Below are 24708 nucleotides of genomic sequence, written 5' to 3'. Positions count from 1 at the left end.
GCCAGTCTGCCTTCCGGCGCATTCACGTTGATAAACCAGAGGGTCATCAGGGACTGATGGCGTCTTTGCCGGATCTACCGACGCAGATTGTCGCGGGCGAGGCGCTGATGGTGGGTGTTGGCCCCGATTGCAACCCATTTCACATGCCTGTCCAGGTCAGTGCCGAGAGGGGATCTCCTTCCTTTAAAAAGCTCCTCTTGGGGCTATTTTCTTTGCCATCTCGTTCGGAACGGTGGCAACTACCCATCTTGATAGGGTTTCAAAAGACTATTGCCATCCCTTGTGGTTCATGTTTAGTATTCCGGCTCTAATTTTTTAAGTCGTTGTTTTATAAGGTTGTTTTTGACATGGATATCAGTATGAACCGAAAGAGATGGGTTGGCGTGCTGGTTGTGTGTGCTCTGTTGGCTGGGCTGGCCTGGTGGGTCAGGGGACCGCAATCCAAAGAGACAAACGACACTGTTGCCATCGGTGTGGAGGCAGAAGCCACCATGGAGCCTCTGGTATTGGCCGAACCCGTGGCTTCGGCTGCCTTGCCGGTACCGGAGCTTAAACCCATGCCGGTGGCAGAGAAGCCCGGTCGGCTCGGCGCGCAGGGGGGTTATGAACTGGATGAGCCCTGGCAGGCCGCCGAGGTGGATGCTGACTTCCCGTTGGCGGAGCCGGGTGAGGGGGTTGAGCAGCTTCAGCCCATCGCCTTGCAGGGTGACGAGCTGGGACGGGCCCAGATCGGTGACAGCGTGACCCTGCCGCTGCCCGATGGCAGCACTCTGAAGGCCAGGGTGACCAAGGTGCAGTTGCAACGGGGCGGTGAGCGCAACTGGCAGGGTGAAGTGCAGATCGACGGTGGCAGCTATCCGGTCAATTTCACCGTCGGCAAGCAGGCCACCTTCGGGTTTATCGGCACGCCGCAAGGCAGTTATTCCGTCGAGACCCTGGGGGGCAAAGGGTGGGTTTACAAGAACCCGCCACTGGATCGGGGTCATGGTGACAATGACGGCCTGATCCCGACACATCAATAACAACAGAAAAAGGAAAATCACATGCAAAGAACCACATTGGGAATCGTGGTCGCAGGCTTGTTGGGTGCTACACCGGCAGTGGCCAATACCATTGATCTGATGGTGCTGCACACCCCCGGGCTGGCCGCCCGCTATCAGGGGGATGCCCAGACCCGGATCCAGCACATGGTGAACGTCACCAACCAGATCTACGCCGCCAGCGGCCTGGATCTGACGGTGCGAGCCGTGCACAGCGCCGAAGTGGACTATCCGGACGGTGGCACCGACAACGCGGCGCTCAATGCCGTGACCAAACAGACCCACAAGGCGTTCAAGGAGGTGCCGACCCTGCGCACCCGCTATGGCGCCGACATGGTGGCGCTGCTGCGTCCCGATACCGGTAATCACGGTAGTTGCGGTCTGGCCTGGGTCGGCGGTTCGGCGACCTATGCCGACGGTCGCAAGGTCTACGCCGACGGGGATCTCTCCAAGGAAGCGGGCAAGATGTTCAGCCATGTCACCGCCACCGGTTGCGGTGATGTGGTGCTGGCTCACGAGCTGGGCCACAACATGGGGCTCAACCACTCCCGTCTGCAGGATGGCACGGGCGGCACCTATCACTATGCGCTGGGCCACGGAGTGAAGGGATCGTTCGCCACCGTGATGGCCTATCCCTCCAGCTTCGGGGTCTTCAGCAACGAGTACAAGTTCTCCAGCCCCGACCTAGTCTGCAAGGGCCAACCCTGCGGCGTGGATCACCTCGATGCGGCCAACGGCGCCGACGCGGTGCGAGCCCTGAAGGTCACTACGCCGCAGATCGCCGCCTTCTATCCCACCATGGTGACGGAGGAGGTGCCGGATCTGGGCGAGCTGGAGCGCACCCTCGAGCAGCGTCGTCAGGAGCTGGAGACGGCACGAACTCACTATAGTGAGCAGCTGGCGGCCCAGACTGCCCTGAAGGAGCGGCAGGAGACGCTGCTGGCCAACTTCGAGCGTTACCAGCGCGAGCAGGCGGATCTCAACCAGCGCAGCAACAAGGCGATCAAGGAGAGCAACCGGCTGGTGCAGCAGTACAACAGCTACAACGGCCGTTACAGCCTCGCCGAGTACCAGAAGATCCGCGTCATCCAGAACGACCTGCTGGCGCAGATCAACCAGCTGCGCAGCGAGAGCAACGAGCTGATCCGCCAGTACAACGGGATCAGCCAGCGCTATAACGACGAGGTGAAGGAGTACAACGGCAGTTGGGATCGTTACAACCAGCTGATTGCGGCGGTGAAGAGTGCCGATGGCAAGGTGGAGGAAGCCCGCCGCGAGGTGGAGCTGGCCGAGCACAGATACCAGTTGGCGCTGCTGCGCCAGCCGGCCGAGGTGTTGCCAGCCTGACAAGGCATGCCCGGGCTTGCCGGCCCGGGCATGGTGATTGACACCGGGAGACCGAACCGCCCCGTGGGCAGTTCGATCTCTGGGGGAAGGGGCCTGCGGGCCCCTTCGTTGTCTGTGCTTGTCACACATTGCCACAAACTTTCCCCCTGCTGGCAAAGTCTTGTGACCTGATGGGTCTGTAATGAAACCATGGACAGGGAGACGAGGCCCTGTGGTATGCAAACCAAGGAGCATGTGATGACGGGCAAACAGATGCTGTGGGGATGGCCACTGCTGGCGGTGGCCATCTGGTGGCTTGGCTATGGGGGGGATGCCGGCAATTTCTGGCCCTGGCGCCATGAGATGTTGCTGCTGACCGGCCTGCTGGGGATGGGATACATGGCGATCTCGCTGGTGCTGGCGCTGCGCCTGCCGCAGCTGGAAGCCTGGTGTGGCGGGCTGGATCGGATGCTGCGACTGCATCGTCACAGCGCCATTGCGGCGGCCCTGACCCTGACCGGCCACTGGTTGCTGGTGGAGGCCCCCAAGTGGGCGGTCTCGGCCGGCTGGTTGACGCGCCCCGCCCGCCGTGGCGCGGGTGGTGGCAACGGTGGGGGGGCCTCCCTCCATGCGCTGGGCAATGACCTGGGAGAGTGGGGTTTTTATCTGCTGATCGCCCTGGTGGTGGTGAGCCTGCTGGCGCTGGTGAGTTACGGGCGTTTTCGCCTGATCCATCGGCTGGCGCCCCTCATCTATCTGGCGGGCTGGATCCACGGGCTCTGTCTGCTGCCCAACATTGGCTGGCTGAGCCCGCTCGGCATCGCCATCTGGCTGCCCGGCGGGGTGGCGGCCCTCGGTGCGTTTTACTCCCTGCTGGGACGGGTGGGGGCCAGCGATCGACATGCCGGCCGCTTGGTTGCCGTGCGGGAGCTGGCGGATCAGACCTGTGAGCTGACCATGGCCCTTGAGACACCACTCGCCCACTATCGCCCCGGCCAGTTCGCCTTCTTCGAATTCGATGTCAAAGAGGGGCCGCACCCCTTCACCTTGGTGCGGGTCTCGCCGGATCGGCGCGAACTGGTGATCGCGGTGCGGGCGCTCGGGGATCATACCCGCGAGCTGGTGGCGGCGACCCGGGTCGGGGATCCGGTACGGGTGACCGGCCCTTACGGCGCCTTCGTCGCCCCCCTTGGCCGCGGCCGGTCACTCTGGTTGGGAGCCGGGATCGGCATCACCCCCTTCGTCGCCTGGCTGGAGGCGATGGCGGCCCGCGGTGAGCGCGGCGAGGGGATCACCCTGATCCAGTGTGCACCCGACAAGGTAGGAGCCGTCTATCGGGCGCGGATCGCCGAGCTGTGCCAGCGCACCGGGGTGCGTTATCAGCTGCATCTGGACAAGGAGGCGGGACGGCTGGATCTGGCGCGGGTCGCCGAAGGGGCGCCCGGCCAGGTCTGGTTCTGCGGCCCAGAGGGGATGGCAGACGCCCTGACCCGGCTGCTGCCGGACGGGCGTCTGCACCGCGAGCTATTTCGCTTTCGCTGACAACTGCTCGAGGGCGGCCTGTACCGCGGCCTCCAGCTGGGGGTCGCGCCCCGCCAGCATGTCGGCCGGGGTGAGGGGAACCTGGCGATCCGGGAGCAGCTCCTGATTTTCGTAGAAACTGCCGTCGGGTTTGCGCAGCCCCAGGCTCGGGATGCCGTAACCGAGCCCCGGGATCAGGCGGGACTCATGGGCATAGACGGTGGTGCCGGTGCCGGGAACCGGCTCACCTATGATGGGGCCAATCTTGAGGGCGCGGTAATACTCGGGAAAGGCGGAACCTTCCGAGTAGCTGCCGGCATTGGCCAGCACCACCGAGGGTTTGGTCCACTGGCGGGTGGCGGCATCCGTTGCCCCCTTGCCAAGGCGCGGCCAGTTGACCGCCATCCCCTTGGCGCGGCCATTGCCGGTGAGAAACTCCACCAGGGTATTGGCGAGATAGCCCCCCTTGTTGAAACGCACGTCGACGATCAGGGCCTCGCTGCCGCGCAGCCGCCCGAGCGCCTGTGCCACCAGCTCCTCGTAGACGGCGTTGCTCATCTCCGGCAGATAGACGTAGCCGACGCGCCCCTTGCTCAGGGTCGCCACCCGATCGCGCCGCTTGGCGACCCAGGCATCGAGTTGCAGGGCATACTCCTGCTGCAGATCGATGGCGGTCACCTCCACCTCGTCAGGCTCCTTCTGGCCCGCCTGCTGGAAGGTGAGGGCAAGCCGGGTTCCGGCCTGATGGTTGAGCGCCTGATCGAGGGCGGCCAGATCCGGGATGGGGGTGTCGTTGATGGCGAGCAGGCGCGCGCCGGCCCGGATATCGCTCTCCTGATCCAGCGGGCCGCCGGCCAGCAGGCTGGTCAGCATCACCCCCTGTTTGCTCTCCTGCCAGTAGCCCCCCAGGCTGGCGGTGTCATCCGCCAGACGCGGGAAGGGGGCCGGGCCATAGCCCCAGGTGTGGGAGACGTTCAGCTCGCCGGCCAGCTCGGCCAGCAGATTGCCGAAGTCGCGGCCATTGTTGATGCCGGGCAGCAGGGCGCGGTAGCTGGCGACATAGCCGTCCCAGTCCACCCCGTTCATGTCGTCGCGATAGAACTCCTCCCGGGTGAGCCGGGTGATCTGGTCGAAGGCGGCATTCATGCGGGCATGCCAGCCGCTGTCCGATGGCAGGGCAAAGGGGGCGCTGATGGCTTCGCCAGATTCGAGGGCTACCTGGGTTACCTCTCCCTCCCGCACCAGGGTGGCGAGGGTGGCCTCCTTGTTGAGGCTGGCCAGGGCGGGACCGGGCTGCTCGGCAAACAGCTGGCGAGTCTCTCCCTTGCGCAGATCCAGGGTGTAGCCCTTGATCTCGCTCTGTTCGCCGGTGCCGGGCTCTTCCACCAGATAGGTCAGCTGATCATTGACGAGACGGCTGGCGAGCAGGGTGCCGGCGGGCAGCAGTTGCAGCGCCTCCCGATGGGCCAGGCGATCGGTCTCGAAGCCATAGCCCTCCTTGGGCGGTGCCTGTTCGGCCAGGAAGTCGGCCTTGGCGGCGCGACTGCTGTAGATGCCGAGCAGGTTGTTGCCAAGGGGCTCGCCATCGGCCCCCAGGGCGCCGTACTTGGTCGATTGCCAGTAGAGGATGCCGCCATCCTCGCTCCAGGCGGGGGCACTCTCCTGATAGCCGCTCAGGCTCACATTGACCGGCTTGGCCTTGGCATCGCCGGTGTCGATGACGGCGATCTCCTGCTGGGCCGAGTCCGGGCGCAGGGTGAGCGCCAGATGGCGGGAGTCGGGGGCGAAGGCGAGATCCACCTCGTGGCGGGCGGGGTTGAAGCTGGCGGGCACCAGTTCGCGCTGCTTGTTGCTCGCCAGATCCAGCAGGTGGATGGCCTGGCCGTCCACCACGAAGGCGAGCTGCTTGCCATCGGGGGAGAGTACGGGCCGACTGATCCCCTTGCCGGGAATGGCCAGCAGCAGGCTCTCTTGCAGGCTGCCCGGATCGCTGAAGAGGCGCTCCGGGTCCGCCTTGCGCAGGCGATAGAGGGCGGCGGGCCCCTGCTGCTCCGAGAGATAGATAAGCGAGCGCTCCTTCTCGGCGTAGAGGGGGCTCGACTGCTCGCCGGGATCCCGGGTCAGCCGGCGTACCCGCTCCCGCTCCGGATCGACGGCAAACAGATTGCCCTCGCTCACCAGGATCAGCTCCTTGCCCTCCTCGCTGACCAGCGCCTCGTCGGCATGGGTCAGGGACTGGCTCTGTTCATCCGGCTCCGTCGCCACCTGAGGCGCGATGGTCAGCTTGCGCGGCTGGGTGCTACCGGCGTCGAGTCGATAGATCTCCCCCAGCCAGGACCAGACCAGATCGCCACCGCGGGAGGCACTGAGCCCCCGCACCGGATGGCCCTGGTAGTGGGTGAGCTGCTGCTCCTTGCCGCTGGTGAGATCCCGTTGCCAGACGTTGAAGTCCCCGCTGCGCTCGCTGAGATAGAAAAGGGCGTTCCCGTCGTCGCGCCAGACCGGATCGCTGGCGGCGATCCTGTCTTCGGTCAGTTGCCGGTGCTGCTTGCCGTCAAACAGCCAGAGGCGGGAGACGGCGAAGGATTGCTGGTGCTTGCGAAAGGGCTGATCCATGGTCGGCATTTGGTAGGCCAGTCGCTCCCCGTTGGGGCGGGCCAGGGTGGCCGGCAGCGGCAGATCGGCCTGCAGCTTGCCGCCAGTCACCTGCGTCCAGTAGAGGGCGCTGCCCTGCATCCCTTCGGCGACGAAGTGGTCGGCCTTCGAATCCCAGGGGCGCTGGCTGCTCAGCAGCAGGCGCTTGCCATCCGGGCTGAAGGCTTGGGGCAGATCGGCGCGCGAGTCGCGGGTGAGGCGCACCATCTCCCCGCCGCTGGCGGGCACCACGAAGACGTCTTCGTTGCCGTAGAGGTTGGCGGCAAAGGCGATCAGCTTGCCATCCGGCGACCAGATCGGTCGCTGGCTCAGGTAGTCGCCGCCGGTCAGCGCAGTGGCAGGCCCTCCGTCGGCGCTGCCGACGAAGATGCGCCCCTGCCAGGTGAAGGCGAGTTGCTTGCCATCAGGGGAAAGGGCAGGCTCGCGTAGCCAGAGTGCCTCGGCGGCGAAGCTGGCGGGCAGCCAGAACAGCAGGGGAGAGAGCAGCAGGGGGATGAAACGGCACGAAGAGCGCATGGCGGGGTCCTGTCGAAGAGTCGAATCCTTATCTTCGCCGATCATCGGTGTGGGGGCTAGCTGGAATTGCACTCGTATCTTGTTGTTTTAATTATTAATTAATAAAAAACAAACAGGCGACTCAAGGAAAGGCACAGCGGGGACGCAAGATATGTTTATCTGACATATTGAGTATTGATGGCGATCCAATATCATGGCGCTCGCTTGCCAGTTGGCTGGCGAGATTCAGATGATGAGATCAAACGCAAAAGCCCGCACCAGAGGCTTGCCGAGGGATGGAATGAGAGCCGTATTGCTGTGTCTGTTGGGGCTTTGGCCCGCATTGAGTTTTGCCACCCTGTCTGCCGACATGGTGGTGGTGAAGAAATCCACCTATAGCCTGACCCTGATGAAGGATGGCAAGGAGGTGAAACGATACTGGATTGCCCTGGGGCCGGCTCCCATGGGACACAAGCAGCGGGAAGGGGATCAGCGCACACCGGAAGGGCGCTACACCCTGGACTACAAGAAGACCAACTCCGGCTTCTACAAGGCCATTCATATCAACTACCCGAACCTGCAGGACATCCAGCGTGCCAATGAGCTGGGGGTCAATCCTGGTGGCATGATCATGATCCACGGTCAGCGCAACAACGTGGGCAACGTTAGAGTACAGCCCTCCAACTGGACCAACGGCTGCATCGCCATGCTGAACCACGATCTGGATGAGATCTGGGATGCCATCGAACCCGGTACGCCCATCGTCATCGAGCCCTGATTCGGGTAGAGACAGATAAAAATACAAAAACGGCAGACCCTGGGTCTGCCGTTTTTTATTGCCATTTTTTATTGAAAAACAGCCTTACTTCAACCGGTTGCCGTTGTTGAGCTGGGTCTTGATCAGCGCTTGCAGCACGGCCATCAGGGCCGCCCCCGTCATGCCGAACATCAGCACGCCATTGGCCGCCTCCAGCGGTCCCAGCATCTTCCACTGCTGCTGCATCACTATGTCGCCATAGCCGAGTGAGGTGAAGTTGACCCCGGAGTGGTAGACGGCCTCATAGATCTGATCGAACTGGCCAAGGCCGAGAAACAGCAGGCCCCAGATCATGATCTGGATGAAATTCCCCAGCATCAGCAGGACCATCACCACCAGCAGGGGGCCGACGCCACGGCCCAGCCAGCCCGGGGTGGGGTTGTTGTGGACCTGGTTGATATAAAAACGCACCGCCCGAAAGGTCAGGCTGGCTTGCAGGACAAGGCAGATCAGCATGGTAGGCAATCCCACCAGCAGGTTCATCAGCATCATGGGTGGCCCTCATGGTTGGTTGGATCAAACGGGATGGCGGTCCCGGGTATCGGGCCCGCCAGTAGTGACATCATCGTCATGGGTGAGGCTCCCCGGGGATCATAGAGATCCCGTTTCTGCGCCCCGCCCGCCAGCGCTCCAGCACCCAGATGGCGCCCCAGGCGTAACAGGAGACCAGGATGAACAGGGCGAGCCGGAACAGGGAGGCCTGCATCACATCCTTGCCGTTGGCGCTGTCTTGGATCGCCGGCCCCAGCAGGATGATCACCGTCATCAGGGCGTTGCTCCAGAAGGAGGCGGGCAGACGGCTCGGCACTATCCGGAACAACCGACGGCCGAGCCAGAGGCAGATCAGCATGACCCATAGCATCAACATCCAGAGGCTGGGCAGCAGGGCCAGGCCGAACCAGGCGAGAGCCGCGATCAGGGCGCCCATCAGGGTCGAGCCCACCAGCTCCTTGCCGGCGTTGCGCGCCTGGGTGGTGCAGGCCTGCTGGCTCAGCGCCACCGTCTTCATAATGGCGGCCAGATAGTGGGCCGGATCCTGCAGCGCCATCACCAGCACGGGCAGCACTATGATGACGGCGCGTAGCGCCACCCAGCCAGCATTGTCCGGACTGAGGTGTTCGGGTTTGGGGAGGGGGGCCCCCTCATCCGGAAACAGGTTGTGGGAGACCGAGCTGATGAAGGCGCCCAGTATGATGCCGATCGCCAGCGCCTGGATCACCACGAAGGCGAGGGCCTGGCTTGCCGTGCCTGCCACCGGGATCAGGGTGAGGGTGGCCACGAGCAGCAACAGCAGCGGGTTGCCGTTTTTCAGCCCCAGATAGAAGAGGCCGAACAGCAGCAGGGCGATCAGCAGCATGGCGCTGGTGCCATAGTGCTGGAGCAGGGGCACCATCAGCACGCCAGTGCCCATCAGCACCATGAGTGCGCCCCCTATCATCAACCCCTTCATGGTGGAGAGTGGCGGGCCCGGCTTGCACAGCAGCATGATCACCACCAGGCTGCTGAGGTGTGGCAGGGGCAGCGCCAGGCCATAGGTGATGAGGATGCACAGCCCCATGCCCAGGGTCAGCCTGAGGATTGCCTTGTCGGCCCTGTGCATCAGCCTCTTCCTCGCTGGTTCATGACGGGCACGCTCAATAGAGATAGGAGAGCAGGCTCATCAGCCTGATGAAGAGGGCTCCCAGGCCGTTCATCAGCCAGTTGTCGCCACTGTAGACCAGTACTTCGGCCTGGCCGCCGACCCGGATCCCCTGCAACCGTGACAGCTCTTCCTTGTCGAACTCGATGGCCACCGGGAAGCGCTGGGCCTGGCGCAGCCAGTCGCGGTTGTTCTGCACTGTGGGCAGGCTGCCCGCTGCCGTCTGGTTGCCGGCACTGACCCCGTTGCCCAGGCTGCGGATCCGCCCTTTGAACACCTGACCCGGCATCACATCCAGCACGATGGCGACCTCGTCGCCCGGTTTCAGATTGCCCAGGTTGTTCTCCGTCATGTCGGCGCTGATCCAGACGTCGTGGATGGCGATCAGCGTCATGGCGGGAGCCCCTGCCGAGACAAACTGGCCGACGTCGGTACGCAGATCCGTCACCAGCCCGCGGGAGGGGGCGAGCACCCTGGTGTGGGCGAGATCCAGCTCGGCCTTTTCGATGGCGGAACGGGCACTCATCAGCTGGGAGTTCTTGTCACCGCTGTTGCCGGCGGCCTCTTTGGCCTGGATCAGGCTGGCCTCGGCCGCCTTGACCTGGCTCTGGGCCTGTACCCTTGTGGCGCGGGCCACTTCGAGGCGGCGCACCGAGATGGCGCCCGGATCCTCGGCATAGAGCCGCTCCTGGCGATTGGCATCCTGTTCGGCCTTGAGGCGGTTGGCCTTGGCGGCCTGGAGCGAGGCCTCGGCGGCGGTGACACCGGCCGAGGCGGCGTTGACCGAACGCAGCACCGAGTCGTAATCGGATCTGGCCCGTTGCAGCGCTATCTGGTACTGGCTCGGATCGATCTCGAACAGGGGCTGGCCCTGGGCCACGTCGTCATTGTTCTTCACCAGCACCTGCTGCACCTGGCCGGAGACCTGGGCGGCGATGGGGACCACGAAGGCCTGCACCCTGGCCTGTGAGCTGTAGGGAGTCAGGCGATCGGCGGCAAAATACCAGAGCAGGCTAAGGCCGATGAGGGCGAGCAGCAGCTGGGTCGCGACGCGGCTCCCCTTGCCCGCAGGGGCAGGGGGAGCAGACGGAGTGGGTTGGGAAGGCTGGGGATCTTGGCTCATGGTCTTCTCGTCATCACATTAGGGGGCACGGGCGGCGGGCAGGGGATCGGTCAGCATGGGGCCCCAGTCGCTGCGCGATTGCATCTCCTGGCGGCTCTGCTCGTCGAGCAGGGGACGAGTGCGTCCCTGCTGCCAACCGCCTCCCATCGCCTTGTAGAGGGAGATCAGGCTGAGCATCACGTTGCCGCGGCTGCTGACCAGTCGCTCCTGCTGACTGAACAGGGCACGCTGGGAATCGAGCACCCGCTGGAAGTCGGCCATGCCCTCACGGTAGCGGATATTGGCTATCTCGAGGGAGCGGCGGGCGGCCTGCTCCGTCTGCTCCAGCAGCCCTATCTGCTCTTCGTTTTTGGCAAAGCCGATGGCGGCGTCGTCGATCTCGCGGGCCGCAGTCAGCAGGGTGTTCTGGTAGCTCTCCTTGAGCTGCTGGAAGCGCGCATCCTGCACCAGCACGGCATTGCTGAGCAGGCCATGGTCAAACACATTCCATTTGAAGCTTGGTCCTATTCCCCAATCCAGGGTGGTACTGCTGCCGGAGAGTGAGGTGGCCGAGAGGCCGAGGGATCCCAGCAAGGTCAGGGAGGGGTAGAGCTCGGCTTCGCTGACGCCGATCAGGGCCGACTGGGCCGCCATCAGTCGCTCGGCACTGCGCACATCGGGGCGACGGCGGATCAGATCTGCCGGCAGCTCGCTGGCCAGCTGCAGGCTGGCGTGCGGGATTTTGCCAGTGTTGTCGCTCATCTCGGGCAGGGGGCCGGGGGCGCGAGCCAGCAAGGTGCTCAGGGCATTCTGGCTCTGCCGCAGACTGGCCTCCAGCGCCGGGATCCCGGAGAGGGTGCTCAGGTACTGGGTCTTGGCCTGCTGCACGTCCAGCTCGTCACTGTTGCCGCTGCGAAACTGCTTCTGGGTGATCTCCAGACTGCGCTGTTGCAGGCGGGCGTTCTCCCGGGAGATCTGCAGCCGCGCCTCCAGGGTGCGGATGTTGACGTAGAGAGTGGCGACCTGGGCGGCCATCAGGACCTGGATATCGTCGTACTGGGCCAGGGTCGCAAAGTAGCTGGCATCGGCCGCTTCAATGCTGCGCTGGAATTTGCCCCAGAAATCGATCTCCCAGCCGAGGTTGGCCCCAAGGTTGTAGCTCACGAAATCGGTGTTGGGACCATCCCGCACCTGGCCGACCGGCATGGCGCTGCCGCTGACCTGCTGCAACTGGGGATAGCGGCTGGCATCTGCGATGCCGAGCTGGGCCCTGGCCTCCAGGATGCGCAGGCCGGTGGCGCGTACGCTGTGGTTCTTGCTGAGCGCTTCCTGCACCAGGGCGTCGAGCACGGGATCCTGGAACTGGGTCCACCACTGGTCGTTGGTGTCGACAAACGAGTTTCCTTTGACCTGGCCGAGGGAGCCCCCCTGCCAGGTGTCGGCGGCGCCTCCCCCGGGTTTGACATAGTCCGGCCCCAGGGTGGTACAGGCGCTCAGCAGCAGGCTGCCGAACAGGGCGACCCCGAGGGGCGCCCTGTGATGAAGGTGACGACTTGGCTTAGGGGGCATCTTGCGGCTCTGCGGCTTGGTTGTCGCTGCCCTGGGGGGCGAGATGGTGCCCGGCCACCCAGGACATGAAGACCTGATAGCCGATGGCGAGCAGAGTGGCACCGACAAACATGCCGAGGATGCCGCTCGATACCATGCCGCCCAAGGCGCCCAGCAAAATGATCGGCATGGGGGCGTCGACACCGCGTCCCAGCAGGATGGGCTTGAGCACGTTGTCAGCCAGGCCGGAGGCTACCAGCATCACGGTGTAGATGATGGCCGGCACGGTGGCGTAGTCGCCGCTACTCCAGATGTAAATGACGGCGGGGATGAAGATCACCGCGGCCGGGATCTGGGCGATACCGAGGATCAGGGCAACCAGGGCGATGAGGCCGGGTGCCGGGATGCCGGCGATGGCGACCGAGAGACCCAGCAGGATGGCCTGGATAAAGGCGACCCCGATCACCCCCATGGCTACGGCGCGGATGGTCGCGGTACAGAGGGTGGCGAATTCGTCACCCCGGGCATCGCCCATGACGCGGGTGGAGATGGCCTTGGCGCTCTGATGGCCCGGCATGCCGTAAGCCATGATGATGCCGGCGATGGCGAAGGAGAGGATGAACTGCAGTATGCCGGTCCCCATGCTGGCCACCATGCCGAGCGCCGTCTTGGCGATGTTGCCAATCTTGGGCTGCATGCTCTGGATAAAGGCGGGCAGATCGGTCGCCGCCATGTGCCAGGCGGCATAGAGCTTGTCACCTATGACAGGCCAGCCCGCCACCGACTCCTTGGGCAGGGGAAGTTGCAGGGTGTTGTTCCTCATGTCGTGGATGAGGCTTGTGATGGTGTCGGCCAGCGAGCTGGTCAATATCGCCGTGGGCACCACGATCAGGGCTATGCCTCCCAGTACCAGCAGGGTCGCCGCCCGGCCCTGGCGATTGCCCAGTCGTGCCGCCAGGCGCTGGTGAGCGGGATAGAGGGTCACGGCCAGGATCAGGGCCCACAGCATCAGGGTCAGGAAGGGAGAGAAGATCCCGTAGCAGATGATAACCAGGGCCAGGATCAGTCCCGCCTTGATAAGTACATCCAGCAACTTGTTAAACAAGCGGCGTTCCAGTTCCGGGTTGGTATCGTATTGCATAGCGGGCTCTCACGGTGAAAGTGAAGTCGGATTTATCTCATAGGGTGTTATTTTCAGCGGGGCATTTTTAAATTCACTAGCTGTCCCCAAGCTTAACCAGCTAACTATTTATAAAAACAAGGCAATTAAATGACATTGTGTATCAATGCATTACATGGCTGCTTTGGTGTGTCTCACATTTTGATGAATATCAAATATCCCCCTTTTATATACGCTAGTCATTATTTGAATATAGAGCCTGATGATTAATTAGAAAGTTTAATAAGTGGTGTTATTTATATTTTTCAGAATAAAGCTTTGCTCATTTATGGTTGTTAGCTGAGTTATCAGTATCTATTTCTGCGGTGCGTCTTGAAGGGCGTGGAAAATATTTTTTGCATCCTCCATGACAGAAATCATACCGGTTATGGGCAGGGGGGCGCCGGGCAAGCACGACGTGCTGGCACTGACAGAGTCATCACTTGCGACAGAAGTTAGCGTTTCTGCGCGGCTATGGTAGCTTGCTGGTTTTGTTCGGTTGTGGAAAACAGATATGGACGTCAATCCTGCAGCGCTGTCTGGCGGTGCTTCTCGCCTGTCCCAAGTGCGCTGGTGGCAGGCGACACTCGATATTTTGCCCCTCTCCATCTCGGTCATCCCCTGGGGGATATTGTGCGGCGCCCTGGCGCTGCAGGTGGGGTTGAGCCCGCTGCAGGCCCAATGCATGTCGCTGCTGGTCTATGCCGGCGCAGCCCAGCTTTCGGCCACCACTTTGTTCGGGGCGGGCACGCCGCTGCTGCCCATCATGGGGTCGACGGTTGTCATCACCTCCCAGCATCTGCTGTACGGCTTTACCTTTCGCCGCGACGTGCTGCCGCTCTCCCTGCGCTGGCGCGCGAGTCTCGCCTTCTTTCTGACCGACGAGATGTTTGCGGTGGCGCTCAAGGATAGGGAGCACAACGGGCGCTTCGACCCCGCCTATGCCCTGATCGCGGGCTTCGTCTTCTATCTGTTCTGGAATCTGGCGACCCTGCTCGGCATCGCCGCCGGCCAGTACATCGACGGGCTGGAGCAGATGGGACTGGATTTCGCCATCGCGGCCACCTTTATCGCCATGACCATCCCCGCCATGAAGAACCTGCCCATGGTGGCGGCGACCCTGGTGAGCGGATCCATGGCGCTGCTCACCAAGCCACTGTTGGCGGAGGTGTACATTATCGTCTCGGCTCTCTCCGGCATGGTGGTGGGCTACGTGCTGCACCGGATGAGGAGATAAGCATGACCTGGCTGATGATAGGCCTGCTGGCCCTGATCACCTTCTTCAACCGCTTCGCCTTCTTCTCGCGCCTGACCCGTTACCAGCCCGGTGCCGAGATGGGGGCCTTCCTCAGCTTCTCGGCCCAGTCGGTGCTGACTGCCATCTGGTTGCCCATCGTCTTCAGCTACGAGCCGGGGCAGGGGGTGACCTGGGATCCCGACTATCTGGCCGCCACCCTGCTGGTGACGGTTCTGACCCTGCTGCGGCTGCCGACCCTGGTGGTGGTCGTGGTCGGCATGGGGGGCTTCTTCCTGCTGCGCTGGCTGGGGGGCGTGGCAGTGCTGTTGTCCTGATGGCGAAAGGGGCGTGATCTCGCATGGCGGATGTCATTTAGTGACATCCGCCATGTTGCCAATGTCACTTCAAAAAAAGCCTTCAAAGGGTAAGGATATGGTGTCATCTGCATAGGAGCGCCCCATGTCTTTCACCCAAGCCTGCCAGCGTATCGTCCGTGATCCCCTGCTGTCACCAGCCCAGAAGAGCCACGCCATGGCGCTGGCCGCCGAAAATGCCCTGCCCTATCCCGACCTGCCCGAGGCGGTAAGCGAGGCGATGGCGCAGGGGTTTATCTGCGACATGTTCGAAGGGCATGCTCCCTACAAGCCGCGCTATGTGCTGCCCGACTATGAACGTTTCCTCCGTCAGGGCTCCGCCTGGCTGGAGCTGGCCCCGCCACAGGACTTTGACGAGGCACTCGATGCCCTGCGCATCCTTTATCACCATGTTCCCTCCGTCACCGGCATGCCGGTCTGGCTGGGGCGGCTCGATCACCTGTTGCTGCCTTTCGTCGGCGGGCTGGATGACGATGCGCTCTATCGCAAGCTGAAAGCATTCTGGATCTATCTGGATCGGGTACTGCCGGATGCCTTCATGCACGTCAATATCGGCCCTGATGACAACCGTCTCTGCCGCCTGATCCTGCGCATCGACGGCGAGCTCAAGCAGGTGGCGCCGAATCTGACCCTGTTCCACGATCCTGCCGTGACGCCGGATGCGCTGCTGTTGCAAGGGGTGAAGAATATCGCCAGTTGCAGCAAACCCCATATCGCCAACTACCCGATCCACAGCGCGACCTTCGACGAGCGCGGCTTTGGCATCGTCAGTTGTTACAACGCCCTGCCGCTGGCCGGTGGCGCCAACACCCTGGTACGGCTTTCTCTCAAGCGGGTGGCCGAACAGGCGCAGGGGATCGACGATTTTCTCGGTTGCCTGCTGCCCCACTACTGTCGCCTTGCCTCCCAGTTGATCACGGCGCGCGCAGCGTTTCTGCACAGTGAGTCCGGCTTCTTCGACAGCTTCCTGCTCAAGGAGGAGCTGCTGGAAGAGGAGCGCTTCGTCCCCATGTTTGGCATCTATGGCATGGCGGAGGCGGTCAATATCCTGATGGACAAGGAGAATCTGCCGGATCGCTACGGCCGTGAGGAGGAGGCGAACCAGCTTGGCTATCGCATCTCTGCCCAGCTTGCCCGTTACGTGCAGGAGACGCCTCAGCCCCACGCCTGGCGGGGCCATGCGCTGCTTCACTCCCAAGGCGGTCTCAGCGTGGATGTGGGCGTGACCCCGGGGGTACGCATTCCCTATGGTCAGGAGCCGGATCCCGCCAGCCATGTGCTGGCCCTGGCGCCCCATCACGGCTTTTATCACTCGGGGATCAGCGAGATCCTCACCCTGGAGCCCACCATTCGCCAGAATCCGCAGGCGTTGCTGCAGCTGTGCAAGGGGGCACTCGCCATCGGTATGCGGGAGTTCACCGCCAACGTGGCGGACAGCGATCTGGTGCGGGTGACCGGCTACATGATCCGCAAAAGCGATGTGGCCCGTTTTGCCGAAGAGGGCTCGCGTCTGCAGACCACCTGCCTTGGTGCCGAGGCGAGCGAGGTGACCGCCATTCGCCAGCGGGCGCCGCGGGTCATCGCCCATGAGGCGCTCGTCAGCGAATTGTGAATGGCGGCGACATGAAAGATTGCGCCAGGCAGTGCAGCGCCCGGGTCAGCCGGGTGTTGCCCTTCTCCTGTGTCGATGGGCCGGGCAACCGCCTGGTGCTGTTTCTGCAGGGGTGCAATTTCAACTGCCCAAGTTGCCACAACCCCCACACCATAGGGCTGTGCGATCACTGTGGTGACTGCGTGCCAGGTTGCCCAAGCGGGGCCCTGACCCTGGATGAGGGCAGGGTGAGCTGGCAGGCGGCGCTTTGTACCGATTGCGATTTCTGTCTGGAAATCTGTCCCCGCAGCGCCAGCCCCAAGACCAGCATCATGACGGTGATCGAGGTGCTGGTCCTGCTGCGCCGCTACGGCCCATTGCTCACCGGCATTACCGTCTCCGGCGGCGAGGCGACGACCCAGCTCCCCTTCGTGATCGCCCTGTTCACCGCCATCAAGCAGGCGCAGGATCTGGCGCACCTGACCTGCCTGCTCGACAGCAATGGATCTCTGGCGGAAACCGGCTGGCGGCGACTGTTGCCCGTGCTCGATGGCGCCATGATCGATCTGAAGGGGTGGCGAGAGTCGGTACATCTCTCCTTGACCGGCTATGGCCGCGAGCGGGTGCTGGCCTCGCTGCAACTGCTGGCGGAGGAGGGCAAGCTGGCCGAGCTGCGCCTGCTCCATGTGCCGGGGCGCAGCGATTTTCTCGATGGGCAGGGGGAGCTGGCGCCTGACCTGATCGCCTTCTTGCGGCGATTGGGATCTGTGCCCATCCGCCTCAACGGTTTTCGTCACCACGGGGTGCGCGGCGAGGCACGAAACTGGCTGCAGGCATCCCGCAGCGAACTGGTCTTGCTGGCCAATCGGCTAACCGGGATCGGTTTGGGGCCAGTCTCGTTGCCAGCCCTGATGAGTGAGTAGTTATCCGGATCTGCAGGGCAGGATAAAGGCTGCAACTGTGATTTCTGTCTATTGGTCGGGGAGCCGGACGGCGGCTAGAATATCGGCCATTCTCCCTCAATGACAGATAATCATGAGTGAAAGCAAGGCGTTATATCGGGTTCAGTTCATTTGCCACAGCGAGCGCTATGAGGTGTATGTGCGCGAGGTCAATCAGGGGCAGCTGTTCGGTTTTATCGACATTGCAGATTTTGTCTGGGACACCCACTCGGCTCTCATCGTCGACCCCAGCCACGAGAAGCTCAAGAGCGAATTTGCCGATGTGCGCCACACCCTGATCCCCATGCACCAGGTGCTGCGCATCGATGAGGTGCAAAAACAGGGGGCTGCCCGCATCACCGAGCTTGGCAACAACGTCTCTCCCTTCCCCGGCCCCATCTATACCAAACGCCCCTGATATCGGGGTCATGTTTCGCCCAGCCTGAATATGACTTGCCGCCCGCTCAGGGCGGTGAGAGATCCCGCCCCAGCGCCAGGATCCGTTGCCGGAACCAGTTGCGTGCCGAACTCTCTCCGGTCGGGCCATACCACACCAGGCTGTGGCTCACCTTGCCGTAATCGAACGGGGCGGGACGCAGCGCCAGATCCGCCTGCTTTGCCATGTGGGCGGCCCAGCCGCCGACGGCGGTGAGGATCAGATCCGTCCTGGGCAGCAGGGCTGCCGCGCTGGAAAAATCCGGCATGGTGGCGCCAATTTGGCGCCTTACCTGCTGCTGGGCCAGGCTCTGCTCGAAGAAGGGATTGGCCAGTTCGTTGTCGCGAATGGCGATATGGCGCCAGCTCAGGTAGGCGTCGAGATCCCAGTGTCGCGCCAGGGCCGGGTGATTTCGGCGCAGCAGGCAGACGAGCTTCTCTTCCCGCAGGGTTTCCCATACCAGCCCGGATTGGCGGGGCGGGGGCTGGCTCTGATCATGGGGCAGGATCACGAAATCGAGCTTGCCCGCGACCAGCGCCTCCAGCCCCTGTTCATCCTTGTTCCAGATCTCGGGAACCAGCCCGGGCACCTCCTGCATCAGCTGGCCCAGAATGGGGCCGACCGGCCAGGTCATCATGCTCTCCCGCATTCCCAGGCGCAGGGTACCCTGCCACTGCAGAGGGTCGAAGGCGTTTTGCTGGGTCAGGCCGCTCAGCTCGCTCAGCAGCCGGTGCAGGGTAGGCGCCAGCCGTTCGGCGAAGGGGGTGAGCAGCAACTGGTTGCCCTGGCGGTAGAGCAGCTGGTCACCGAGCAATTCCCGCAACTGGTTGAGGGTTTTGCTGACGGTGGAAGGGGTGGTGCAGAGTCGCTCGGCGCAGCGGGTGACGCTCTGGCAGTCGAGCAGCAGGTGCAGGGTGACCAGATGGCGTCCTCCCAATCGGGACAGGGCAATCAGATCCATAAAGGCTCCTGAAAGAGGATGAAAGCGACAAGAATCGACAAGCTGCCTACGGTACTGACGAGCGCCAAGGTTGGGAAGCCAATTCGGGGTGACCGGATGGCGAACTCATGCTTGGGCGGGAGAGTGCAATCAGGTATCTGATGACTTCTGAAGTTGCATAAAGCGGGCAGGGGACAAGAAAAAGCCCCGCCAAAGCGGGGCTGACGGGATTAGCCCTGGAGCACGGCGGCCATGGCATCGGCCACGTAGTCGACGTTGCGGCTGTTGAGGCCGGCCACGCACATGCGACCGGAGCGCACCAGGTAGACGGCGAACTCCTCGCGCAGACGGTCGACCTGCTCCGGCGTGAAGCCGGTGTAGCTGAACATGCCACGTTGGTTGATGAAGTAGCCAAAATCGCGGCCCGGCACCTTGGCGCTCAGCACTTCGTAGAGCTTCTGGCGCATTCCCTTGATGCGGATGCGCATTTCGGTCACCTCATCCACCCACATGGCGTGCAGCTCGGGCTGACTCATCACGGCCGCGGTGATCTGGCCGCCGTGGGTGGGCGGGCTGGAGTAGTTGCGGCGCACGGTGGCCTTCATCTGGCCCAGCACCCGGCTTGCCTCTTCGGCGTTCTGGCAGATGACCGACAGGCCGCCGCAGCGCTCGCCGTAGAAGGAAAGGTTCTTGGAAAACGAGTTGCTGACGAAGAAGCTGACACCGGCGGCGACCATGGCGCGAATGGCGTAGGCATCCTCCTCCAGGCCGTCGCCGAAGCCCTGATAGGCGATATCCATAAAGGGGATCAGCTTCTTCTCGACCACAAGGGTGATTACCTGGTCCCACTGGGCGCGGGAGAGATCCACCCCGGTCGGGTTGTGGCAGCAGGGGTGCAGCAGCACGATGCTTTGCGGCGGCAGCTGGTTCAGACAGTCGATCATGGCGTCGAAACGGACGCCGCCGGTGGCCGCATCATAGTAGGGGTAGTCATGCACCTTGATGCCGGCCCCCTCGAACATTGCCTTGTGGTTGTCCCAGGTGGGATCGCTCACCCACACCTCGGAGGTCGGGAAGTAGCGCTTGAGCAGATCGGCGCCGATCTTGAGGGCGCCAGAGCCACCAATGGTCTGAATGGTGGCGATCCGCCCCGCCTTGACCGCCTCATGGTCGGCACCAAACAGCAGGTGTTGCACCGCGGTGCGGTAGTTGGCGGCACCCTCCATCGGCTGGTAGGGACGCGGCGCCGGTGCGGCGGCGCGCTGGGCCTCGGCCTGTTGCACCGACGGCAGCAGCGGGATGCGCCCCTGCTCGTCGTAATAGAGACCGATCCCCAGGTTCACCTTCTGCTCACGGGTGTCTTTGTGAAAGGTCTCGACCAGGGTCAGGATGGGGTCGCCAGCGTAGGCGTCGACGTGTTCAAACATGGGGGGTCCTTGCGAAATAAAATCCAGATGATGGCGATCAATGATCGGCGGTCATCATGGCGTAAAGCGGGCGAGGGCTCAAGCCCGGCGCACGTGGGGATGGCGGCTTCAGGCGATCATTTGCGGGCCGGGGGCTTCCCGATTATTTCAGGTAGGATCGCAGGACGCTGACCACCTGGTCGAGATCTTCCATGCGCTCGGCCGGAGTGGCTTCTGCGGCGCCAAGATGCTCGCGCATATGGCCCTCCAGCACTTCCAGCATCAGGCCGTTGACGGCGCCGCGAATGGCCGCGATCTGCTGCAGGATGGCGGCGCAGTCGCTCTCCTGCTCCAGGGCATGCTCCAGTGCACTGGCCTGGCCCTTGATGCGGCGAACCCGCGTCAGCAGCTTCTTCTTGCCGTGAATGGTGTGTGACATCAGGATCCTCTCGATCGATAAAACTATACTAGGGTATAGTATATGGTATGTCCCGCATCAGGAGAAATCCATGTCATCCCTCGCCTCGTCCCACTGCCATCAACCCGTCATTCACGAGGGGAATCCGCTCGCCGAACGCAAGACCCGTTGGGCCGTGCTGCTCACCGTCATCATGATGGTGGCCGAAATCGGGGGCGGCTGGTGGTTCAACTCCATGGCCCTGCTGGCCGACGGCTGGCACATGAGCTCCCATGCCCTGGCACTGGGGCTGTCGGTGCTGGCCTATCGGGCGGCGCGTCACTTCGCGCGGGATCACCGCTTCTGCTTCGGCACCTGGAAAATTGAGGTGCTGGGGGGCTTCACCAGCGCCCTGATGCTGGTGGGGGTGGCCCTGCTGATGTTGGTGGAGTCGGGGGAGCGGCTACTTCACCCGAGCGAGATCCACTACCAGCAGGCGATCGCCATCGCCCTGCTGGGCCTGCTGGTCAACCTGGCCTGCGCCTGGCTGCTCAAGGACGACCACGGCCATCACCATCACAGCCATGATCACCACGGTCACGCTCATCATGACCACGATCATCATGGTCATGGTGACTTGAACCTGCGCGCCGCCTATATCCACGTGCTGGCGGACGCCGCCACCTCGGTGCTGGCCGTTCTGGCCCTGGTGGGGGGCATGTTGTGGGGAGCCGACTGGCTGGATCCCGTGATGGGCATAGTGGGGGCCGGTCTGGTGGGGGTTTGGGCGGTCGGGCTGCTGCGCCAGACCGGGCGGGTGCTGCTGGACGCCGAGATGGACGACCCCGTGGTGGCGGAGATCCGCGAAGTGATCGCAGAGCTGCCCGATACCGAGATCCGCGATCTCCACGTGTGGCGGGTGGGGCAGGCGCAGTATGCCTGTGTACTCTCCCTGCTGATGGCGGCACCTCTGCCAGCTGGACAGATCCGTGAGCGGCTCGCCATCCACGAAGAGCTGGTGCATGTGACCATAGAGGTCAACGGCCATTGAGCCTCAAGGGGTCATCGACTCCCGCATCCCAACCGCGACCACCAGGTTGCGGCACTGGGGGCGCGAGTGTGCCGCCTCTTCCTCTCTCCTGATTTGTTGCTGGAAAGCCTCCTGTGGACGGAGGCTTGTTCGGCGCAGAGTGCTTCGCCCGCATTATTCATCCTGATTTAAATATGTGACTCCACACATCTGGTCGGCCTTGATTCCAGGGTGGGTAATATGCAGAATGCAAACGGCAATAGTTCTCACTCTAACTACCTCAAGGAATGGATGATGAAAATGAAGATGTTGGCACTGGCTTTTTCTGCGTTGGCGGCTCAATCGGCTTTTGCAGCAGGGGAAGTGAATGTCTACTCCAACCGCCAGGATGAGCTGATCAAGCCCATCATCCAGCAATTCGAGAAAGAGTCGGGCATCAAGGTCAATGTGGTATTCGCCAAAGAGGGTCTGAACGAGCGTCTGGAGCGGGAAGGCAAGCTCTCCCCGGCGGATCTGATGCTGACCGTCGACATCAGCCGGCTGACCGATCTGGTGGACAAGGGCCTGGTGCAGCCGGTAGACAGCAAGATCCTGCAGGAGAACATCCCCTCCATCTATCGTGATCCGGAGAACCGCTGGTTCGCCCTCACCACTCGCGTGCGCGCCATCTATTCCAGCAAGGAGCGCCTCGGCAAGCTGGACACCATCAGCTACGAAGATCTGGCAAAACCTGAATTCAAAGGGAAAATTTGTACTCGCAGCGGCAAGCATGAGTACAATGTGGCCCTGGTCTCCTCCATGATCGCCCATCACGGCATGGCGGATGCAAAAACCTGGCTGGAAGGGGTCAAGGCCAACCTGGCTCGCAAGCCGCAGGGCAACGACCGGGATCAGGTCAAGGCGATCAAGGATGGCATCTGTGATGTCTCCCTGGGCAACAGCTACTACCTGGGCGCCATGCTGAAGGATCCGGCGCAGAAGTCCTGGGCTGATGCTGTCTATATCAACTTCCCGAACCAGGGGGATCGCGGTGCCCACGTCAACGTGAGCGGCGTGGCCATGACCAAGTATGCCAAGAACAAAGAGGCTGCCCAGAAGCTGATGGAGTTCCTGGCCGGTGACACCGCCCAGCACATGTATGCTGACGTGAATGCCGAGTATCCGGTCAAGGCCGGCGTCGAGCCTTCCGCCATGGTCAAGTCCTGGGGCAGTTTCAAGTCTGACCCCATGCCGGTCAGCGATTACGCCAAGCACCGCAAGGACGCCTTGCAACTGCTGGATGAAGTGAAATTCGACTTGTAATCAGATGGGGCCAACGGCCCCATCAACCTCTGTGGACACATGAAAAATTTTGGATGGATTACCGGCAGCTGGGCCACCGCCCTGCTGCTGGCTTTGCCGGTGCTTGCCCTCGTCTTCTCCGCCTTCTCGGCTGACGGAGATCTGTTTCGCCATCTCGCCGATACGGTGCTTCCCGCTTATCTTGGCAATACCCTGGGGCTGGTTATCGGGGTGGTGCTGCTCAGTCTGCTGTTCGGCGTGCCCACCGCCTGGCTGGTGGCCATGTGTCAGGTGCCGGGGCGCCGTGCCCTGCAGTGGGCCTTGATGCTGCCCATGGCCATGCCCTCCTACATAGTGGCTTATGTCTACACGGATCTGCTCGACTACTCGGGCCCGTTGCAGGCGGGGCTACGCACCCTGTTTGACTGGCAATCCCCCGCCGATTACTGGTTTCCGGGCATCCGCTCCCTCGGTGGCGCCGCCTGGGTGCTGGCGCTGGTGCTGTTTCCCTACGTTTATCTGCTGACCCGCGCCTCCTTTCTGGAGCAGTCGGTCAGCCTCATTCACTCCAGCCGTCTGCTGGGCTGCACCCCCTGGCAGAGTTTTCGCCGCCTCAGCCTGCCGCTGGCGCGCCCGGCCATCATGGTGGCCGTCTCCCTAGTAGCGATGGAGACCCTGGCCGACTTTGCCACCGTCCACTTCTTTGCCATCAACACCCTGACCACGGCGGTCTACGACACCTGGCTCGGCTACGGCAGTTTGGCCACCGCCGCCAAGCTCTCCTGCCTGATGCTGCTGGCGGTAGTGCTGCTGATCGCGATGGAGCGTCGCTCCCGCCAGCGCCAGCAAGTGTTCCAGAAGTCGATGGGTCACGAACAGCCGTTGCGCTACCCGCTCAAGGGGATGCGGCGCTGGCTGGCTGCGATCTGGTGCTGGGGGCTGGTGCTGGCCGGCTTCGGCCTGCCATTCGTCATCCTGCTGGATTATGGGGTGCGTTATTTCGAGTTGTCGTGGACGCCGGAGTTCGTCCGCTTCGCTGGCAACAGCCTGCTCATCTCGGCGCTGACCGCCCTGCTGGCCATGGGGATCGCCCTGTTGCTCGGTTTCTTCCGCCGCCTCGACGGTGGAGTCAAAAGCCTGCTGCCCCTGCGCATCGCCGCCATGGGCTACGCCATGCCGGGCACAGTGCTCGCCATCGGGGTGCTGGTGCCGCTGACGGCCCTCGATTTTGGTATCAACGATCTGGCCGAGTGGCTCGGCCGTCAGGGCCCGGGCCTGCTGCTGACCGGCACCCTCACCGCCATCGTGTTCGGTTATCTGGTGCGCTTCGTGGCCATCGCCATCGGCTCGGTGGAGAGCAGCATGGGCAAGATCTCCCCCAGCCTCGATATGGCTGCCCGCTCTCTGGGACAGGGGGATGGCGGCATGCTGCGGCGGGTGCATCTGCCACTGGTGCGCCGCGGCCTGTTTGCCGGTGCCATGCTGGTGTTCATCGAATCCATGAAGGAGCTGCCCGCCGCCCTGCTGCTACGGCCGTTCAACTTCGATACCCTGGCGACCCACGTCTACCAGTTCGTGTCGGACGAGATGCTGGAACGGGGGGCGCTCGGCGCCATCGTCATCGTGCTGGTGGGCCTGTTGCCGCTCATCTGGGTCAACCGCAGCCTGGATGGCCCGGGCCACTGACCCCGAAAACATGTTATAAACAGCGCCACCCCGCACTGGCGCGGATGGTCGACCGGCCACGGCCGGTTTGAGTCAAAAGCATATGAG

21 protein-coding genes are annotated in these 24708 nt (G+C 62.9%); 12 read left to right on the top strand and 9 right to left on the bottom strand.

Annotated elements, in window-relative coordinates; all coding sequences use genetic code 11:
* The first annotated feature begins 359 nt into the window (after positions 1-359).
* From BN1123_RS09765 to BN1123_RS09755, 3 genes are all read left to right on the top strand, one after another.
* Positions 360-1022: a hypothetical protein gene (locus tag BN1123_RS09765; protein WP_042026704.1), complete on the top strand. Its 663-nt coding sequence runs from the start codon at positions 360-362 to the stop codon at positions 1020-1022.
* Between the two features lie 21 nt (positions 1023-1043).
* Positions 1044-2387, top strand: a complete 1344-nt coding sequence (locus BN1123_RS09760; RefSeq protein ID WP_042026702.1) for a zinc-dependent metalloprotease — start codon at positions 1044-1046, stop codon at positions 2385-2387.
* A 237-nt stretch (positions 2388-2624) separates the two neighbouring features.
* On the top strand, positions 2625-3908 hold the full coding sequence (locus BN1123_RS09755) for a ferredoxin reductase family protein (protein ID WP_042026701.1): 1284 nt from the start codon (positions 2625-2627) through the stop codon (positions 3906-3908).
* Here the strand turns inward: BN1123_RS09755 and BN1123_RS09750 are convergent.
* Positions 3891-7058 (bottom strand): S41 family peptidase, encoded by a 3168-nt coding sequence (locus BN1123_RS09750; RefSeq protein ID WP_042026699.1) that lies wholly within the window; start codon positions 7056-7058, stop codon positions 3891-3893. The two genes, BN1123_RS09755 and BN1123_RS09750, sit on opposite strands and share 18 nt — an antisense overlap.
* A gap of 280 nt (positions 7059-7338) precedes the next feature.
* On the opposite strand from BN1123_RS09750, the gene BN1123_RS09745 reads away from it, so the two are divergent.
* Positions 7339-7815, top strand: coding sequence for a L,D-transpeptidase family protein (locus BN1123_RS09745; protein WP_026457107.1), 477 nt, complete (start codon positions 7339-7341; stop codon positions 7813-7815).
* 84 nt (positions 7816-7899) lie between these two features.
* Here the strand turns inward: BN1123_RS09745 and BN1123_RS09740 are convergent, their stop codons facing one another.
* The 5 genes from BN1123_RS09740 to BN1123_RS09720 all read right to left on the bottom strand — a co-directional run bounded on the left by BN1123_RS09740 (position 7900) and on the right by BN1123_RS09720 (position 13284).
* On the bottom strand, positions 7900-8346 hold the full coding sequence (locus BN1123_RS09740; RefSeq protein WP_082037519.1) for an ion channel: 447 nt from the start codon (positions 8344-8346) through the stop codon (positions 7900-7902).
* Positions 8347-8422: 76 nt separating this feature from the next.
* The gene (locus BN1123_RS09735) at positions 8423-9454 is read right to left on the bottom strand and encodes a DUF2955 domain-containing protein (protein WP_042026697.1); all 1032 of its coding nucleotides are present in this window, start codon (positions 9452-9454) and stop codon (positions 8423-8425) included.
* A gap of 34 nt (positions 9455-9488) precedes the next feature.
* Positions 9489-10616: an HlyD family secretion protein gene (locus BN1123_RS09730; protein ID WP_042026696.1), complete on the bottom strand. Its 1128-nt coding sequence runs from the start codon at positions 10614-10616 to the stop codon at positions 9489-9491.
* Positions 10617-10634: 18 nt separating this feature from the next.
* The gene (locus tag BN1123_RS09725; protein ID WP_082037518.1) at positions 10635-12164 is read right to left on the bottom strand and encodes an efflux transporter outer membrane subunit; all 1530 of its coding nucleotides are present in this window, start codon (positions 12162-12164) and stop codon (positions 10635-10637) included.
* Positions 12154-13284, bottom strand: coding sequence for an AI-2E family transporter (locus BN1123_RS09720; RefSeq protein WP_042026694.1), 1131 nt, complete (start codon positions 13282-13284; stop codon positions 12154-12156). Before BN1123_RS09720 ends, BN1123_RS09725 begins: the two co-directional genes overlap by 11 nt.
* Before the next feature lie 532 nt (positions 13285-13816).
* Here BN1123_RS09720 and BN1123_RS09715 point away from each other — a divergent pair.
* The 5 genes from BN1123_RS09715 to BN1123_RS09695 all read left to right on the top strand — a co-directional run bounded on the left by BN1123_RS09715 (position 13817) and on the right by BN1123_RS09695 (position 17863).
* Positions 13817-14539: an AzlC family ABC transporter permease gene (locus BN1123_RS09715; protein ID WP_042026693.1), complete on the top strand. Its 723-nt coding sequence runs from the start codon at positions 13817-13819 to the stop codon at positions 14537-14539.
* 2 nt (positions 14540-14541) lie between these two features.
* Positions 14542-14874, top strand: a complete 333-nt coding sequence (locus BN1123_RS09710) for an AzlD domain-containing protein (protein WP_042026692.1) — start codon at positions 14542-14544, stop codon at positions 14872-14874.
* 124 nt (positions 14875-14998) lie between these two features.
* Positions 14999-16525, top strand: coding sequence for a YjjI family glycine radical enzyme (locus BN1123_RS09705; protein WP_042026691.1), 1527 nt, complete (start codon positions 14999-15001; stop codon positions 16523-16525).
* A gap of 11 nt (positions 16526-16536) precedes the next feature.
* Complete coding sequence (locus BN1123_RS09700) at positions 16537-17427, top strand: YjjW family glycine radical enzyme activase (protein WP_042026689.1); 891 nt, start codon at positions 16537-16539, stop codon at positions 17425-17427.
* 112 nt (positions 17428-17539) lie between these two features.
* On the top strand, positions 17540-17863 hold the full coding sequence (locus tag BN1123_RS09695) for a DUF1820 family protein (RefSeq protein WP_026456223.1): 324 nt from the start codon (positions 17540-17542) through the stop codon (positions 17861-17863).
* A gap of 46 nt (positions 17864-17909) precedes the next feature.
* Here BN1123_RS09695 and BN1123_RS09690 read toward each other — a convergent pair whose 3' ends face one another.
* From BN1123_RS09690 to BN1123_RS09680, 3 genes are all read right to left on the bottom strand, one after another.
* Positions 17910-18842: a LysR family transcriptional regulator gene (locus BN1123_RS09690; protein WP_042026687.1), complete on the bottom strand. Its 933-nt coding sequence runs from the start codon at positions 18840-18842 to the stop codon at positions 17910-17912.
* Positions 18843-19051: 209 nt separating this feature from the next.
* A complete protein-coding gene (locus tag BN1123_RS09685; RefSeq protein WP_042026686.1) occupies positions 19052-20248 on the bottom strand; it encodes an amino acid aminotransferase in 1197 nt (398 codons plus the stop codon).
* Between the two features lie 142 nt (positions 20249-20390).
* On the bottom strand, positions 20391-20666 hold the full coding sequence (locus tag BN1123_RS09680) for a metal/formaldehyde-sensitive transcriptional repressor (protein WP_026456226.1): 276 nt from the start codon (positions 20664-20666) through the stop codon (positions 20391-20393).
* Between the two features lie 70 nt (positions 20667-20736).
* Here BN1123_RS09680 and dmeF point away from each other — a divergent pair, with 70 nt between their 5' ends.
* The 3 genes from dmeF to BN1123_RS09665 all read left to right on the top strand — a co-directional run bounded on the left by dmeF (position 20737) and on the right by BN1123_RS09665 (position 24621).
* The gene (gene dmeF, locus BN1123_RS09675) at positions 20737-21675 is read left to right on the top strand and encodes a CDF family Co(II)/Ni(II) efflux transporter DmeF (RefSeq protein WP_042026685.1); all 939 of its coding nucleotides are present in this window, start codon (positions 20737-20739) and stop codon (positions 21673-21675) included.
* Between the two features lie 273 nt (positions 21676-21948).
* Positions 21949-22956, top strand: coding sequence for a Fe(3+) ABC transporter substrate-binding protein (locus BN1123_RS09670; RefSeq protein ID WP_042026684.1), 1008 nt, complete (start codon positions 21949-21951; stop codon positions 22954-22956).
* 39 nt (positions 22957-22995) lie between these two features.
* The gene (locus tag BN1123_RS09665; protein ID WP_042026683.1) at positions 22996-24621 is read left to right on the top strand and encodes an ABC transporter permease; all 1626 of its coding nucleotides are present in this window, start codon (positions 22996-22998) and stop codon (positions 24619-24621) included.
* Positions 24622-24708 lie beyond the last annotated feature (87 nt).

The organism is Aeromonas enteropelogenes, assembly GCF_000819845.1.
Lineage (GTDB): Bacteria > Pseudomonadota > Gammaproteobacteria > Enterobacterales > Aeromonadaceae > Aeromonas > Aeromonas enteropelogenes.
This window is presented reverse-complemented; position numbering and strand designations above follow the sequence as displayed.

Bases quoted from the DNA above. Each gene is read 5' to 3' on its own strand.
- BN1123_RS09765 (WP_042026704.1), top strand. From the start codon at position 360: ATGAACCGAAAGAGATGGGTTGGCGTGCTGGTTGTGTGTGCTCTGTTG.
- BN1123_RS09760 (WP_042026702.1), top strand. From the start codon at position 1,044: ATGCAAAGAACCACATTGGGAATCGTGGTCGCAGGCTTGTTGGGTGCT.
- BN1123_RS09755 (WP_042026701.1), top strand. From the start codon at position 2,625: ATGACGGGCAAACAGATGCTGTGGGGATGGCCACTGCTGGCGGTGGCC.
- BN1123_RS09750 (WP_042026699.1), bottom strand. From the start codon at position 7,058: ATGCGCTCTTCGTGCCGTTTCATCCCCCTGCTGCTCTCTCCCCTGCTG.
- BN1123_RS09745 (WP_026457107.1), top strand. From the start codon at position 7,339: ATGAGAGCCGTATTGCTGTGTCTGTTGGGGCTTTGGCCCGCATTGAGT.
- BN1123_RS09740 (WP_082037519.1), bottom strand. From the start codon at position 8,346: ATGATGCTGATGAACCTGCTGGTGGGATTGCCTACCATGCTGATCTGC.
- BN1123_RS09735 (WP_042026697.1), bottom strand. From the start codon at position 9,454: ATGCACAGGGCCGACAAGGCAATCCTCAGGCTGACCCTGGGCATGGGG.
- BN1123_RS09730 (WP_042026696.1), bottom strand. From the start codon at position 10,616: ATGAGCCAAGATCCCCAGCCTTCCCAACCCACTCCGTCTGCTCCCCCT.
- BN1123_RS09725 (WP_082037518.1), bottom strand. From the start codon at position 12,164: ATGCCCCCTAAGCCAAGTCGTCACCTTCATCACAGGGCGCCCCTCGGG.
- BN1123_RS09720 (WP_042026694.1), bottom strand. From the start codon at position 13,284: ATGCAATACGATACCAACCCGGAACTGGAACGCCGCTTGTTTAACAAG.
- BN1123_RS09715 (WP_042026693.1), top strand. From the start codon at position 13,817: ATGGACGTCAATCCTGCAGCGCTGTCTGGCGGTGCTTCTCGCCTGTCC.
- BN1123_RS09710 (WP_042026692.1), top strand. From the start codon at position 14,542: ATGACCTGGCTGATGATAGGCCTGCTGGCCCTGATCACCTTCTTCAAC.
- BN1123_RS09705 (WP_042026691.1), top strand. From the start codon at position 14,999: ATGTCTTTCACCCAAGCCTGCCAGCGTATCGTCCGTGATCCCCTGCTG.
- BN1123_RS09700 (WP_042026689.1), top strand. From the start codon at position 16,537: ATGAAAGATTGCGCCAGGCAGTGCAGCGCCCGGGTCAGCCGGGTGTTG.
- BN1123_RS09695 (WP_026456223.1), top strand. From the start codon at position 17,540: ATGAGTGAAAGCAAGGCGTTATATCGGGTTCAGTTCATTTGCCACAGC.
- BN1123_RS09690 (WP_042026687.1), bottom strand. From the start codon at position 18,842: ATGGATCTGATTGCCCTGTCCCGATTGGGAGGACGCCATCTGGTCACC.
- BN1123_RS09685 (WP_042026686.1), bottom strand. From the start codon at position 20,248: ATGTTTGAACACGTCGACGCCTACGCTGGCGACCCCATCCTGACCCTG.
- BN1123_RS09680 (WP_026456226.1), bottom strand. From the start codon at position 20,666: ATGTCACACACCATTCACGGCAAGAAGAAGCTGCTGACGCGGGTTCGC.
- dmeF (WP_042026685.1), top strand. From the start codon at position 20,737: ATGTCATCCCTCGCCTCGTCCCACTGCCATCAACCCGTCATTCACGAG.
- BN1123_RS09670 (WP_042026684.1), top strand. From the start codon at position 21,949: ATGAAAATGAAGATGTTGGCACTGGCTTTTTCTGCGTTGGCGGCTCAA.
- BN1123_RS09665 (WP_042026683.1), top strand. From the start codon at position 22,996: ATGAAAAATTTTGGATGGATTACCGGCAGCTGGGCCACCGCCCTGCTG.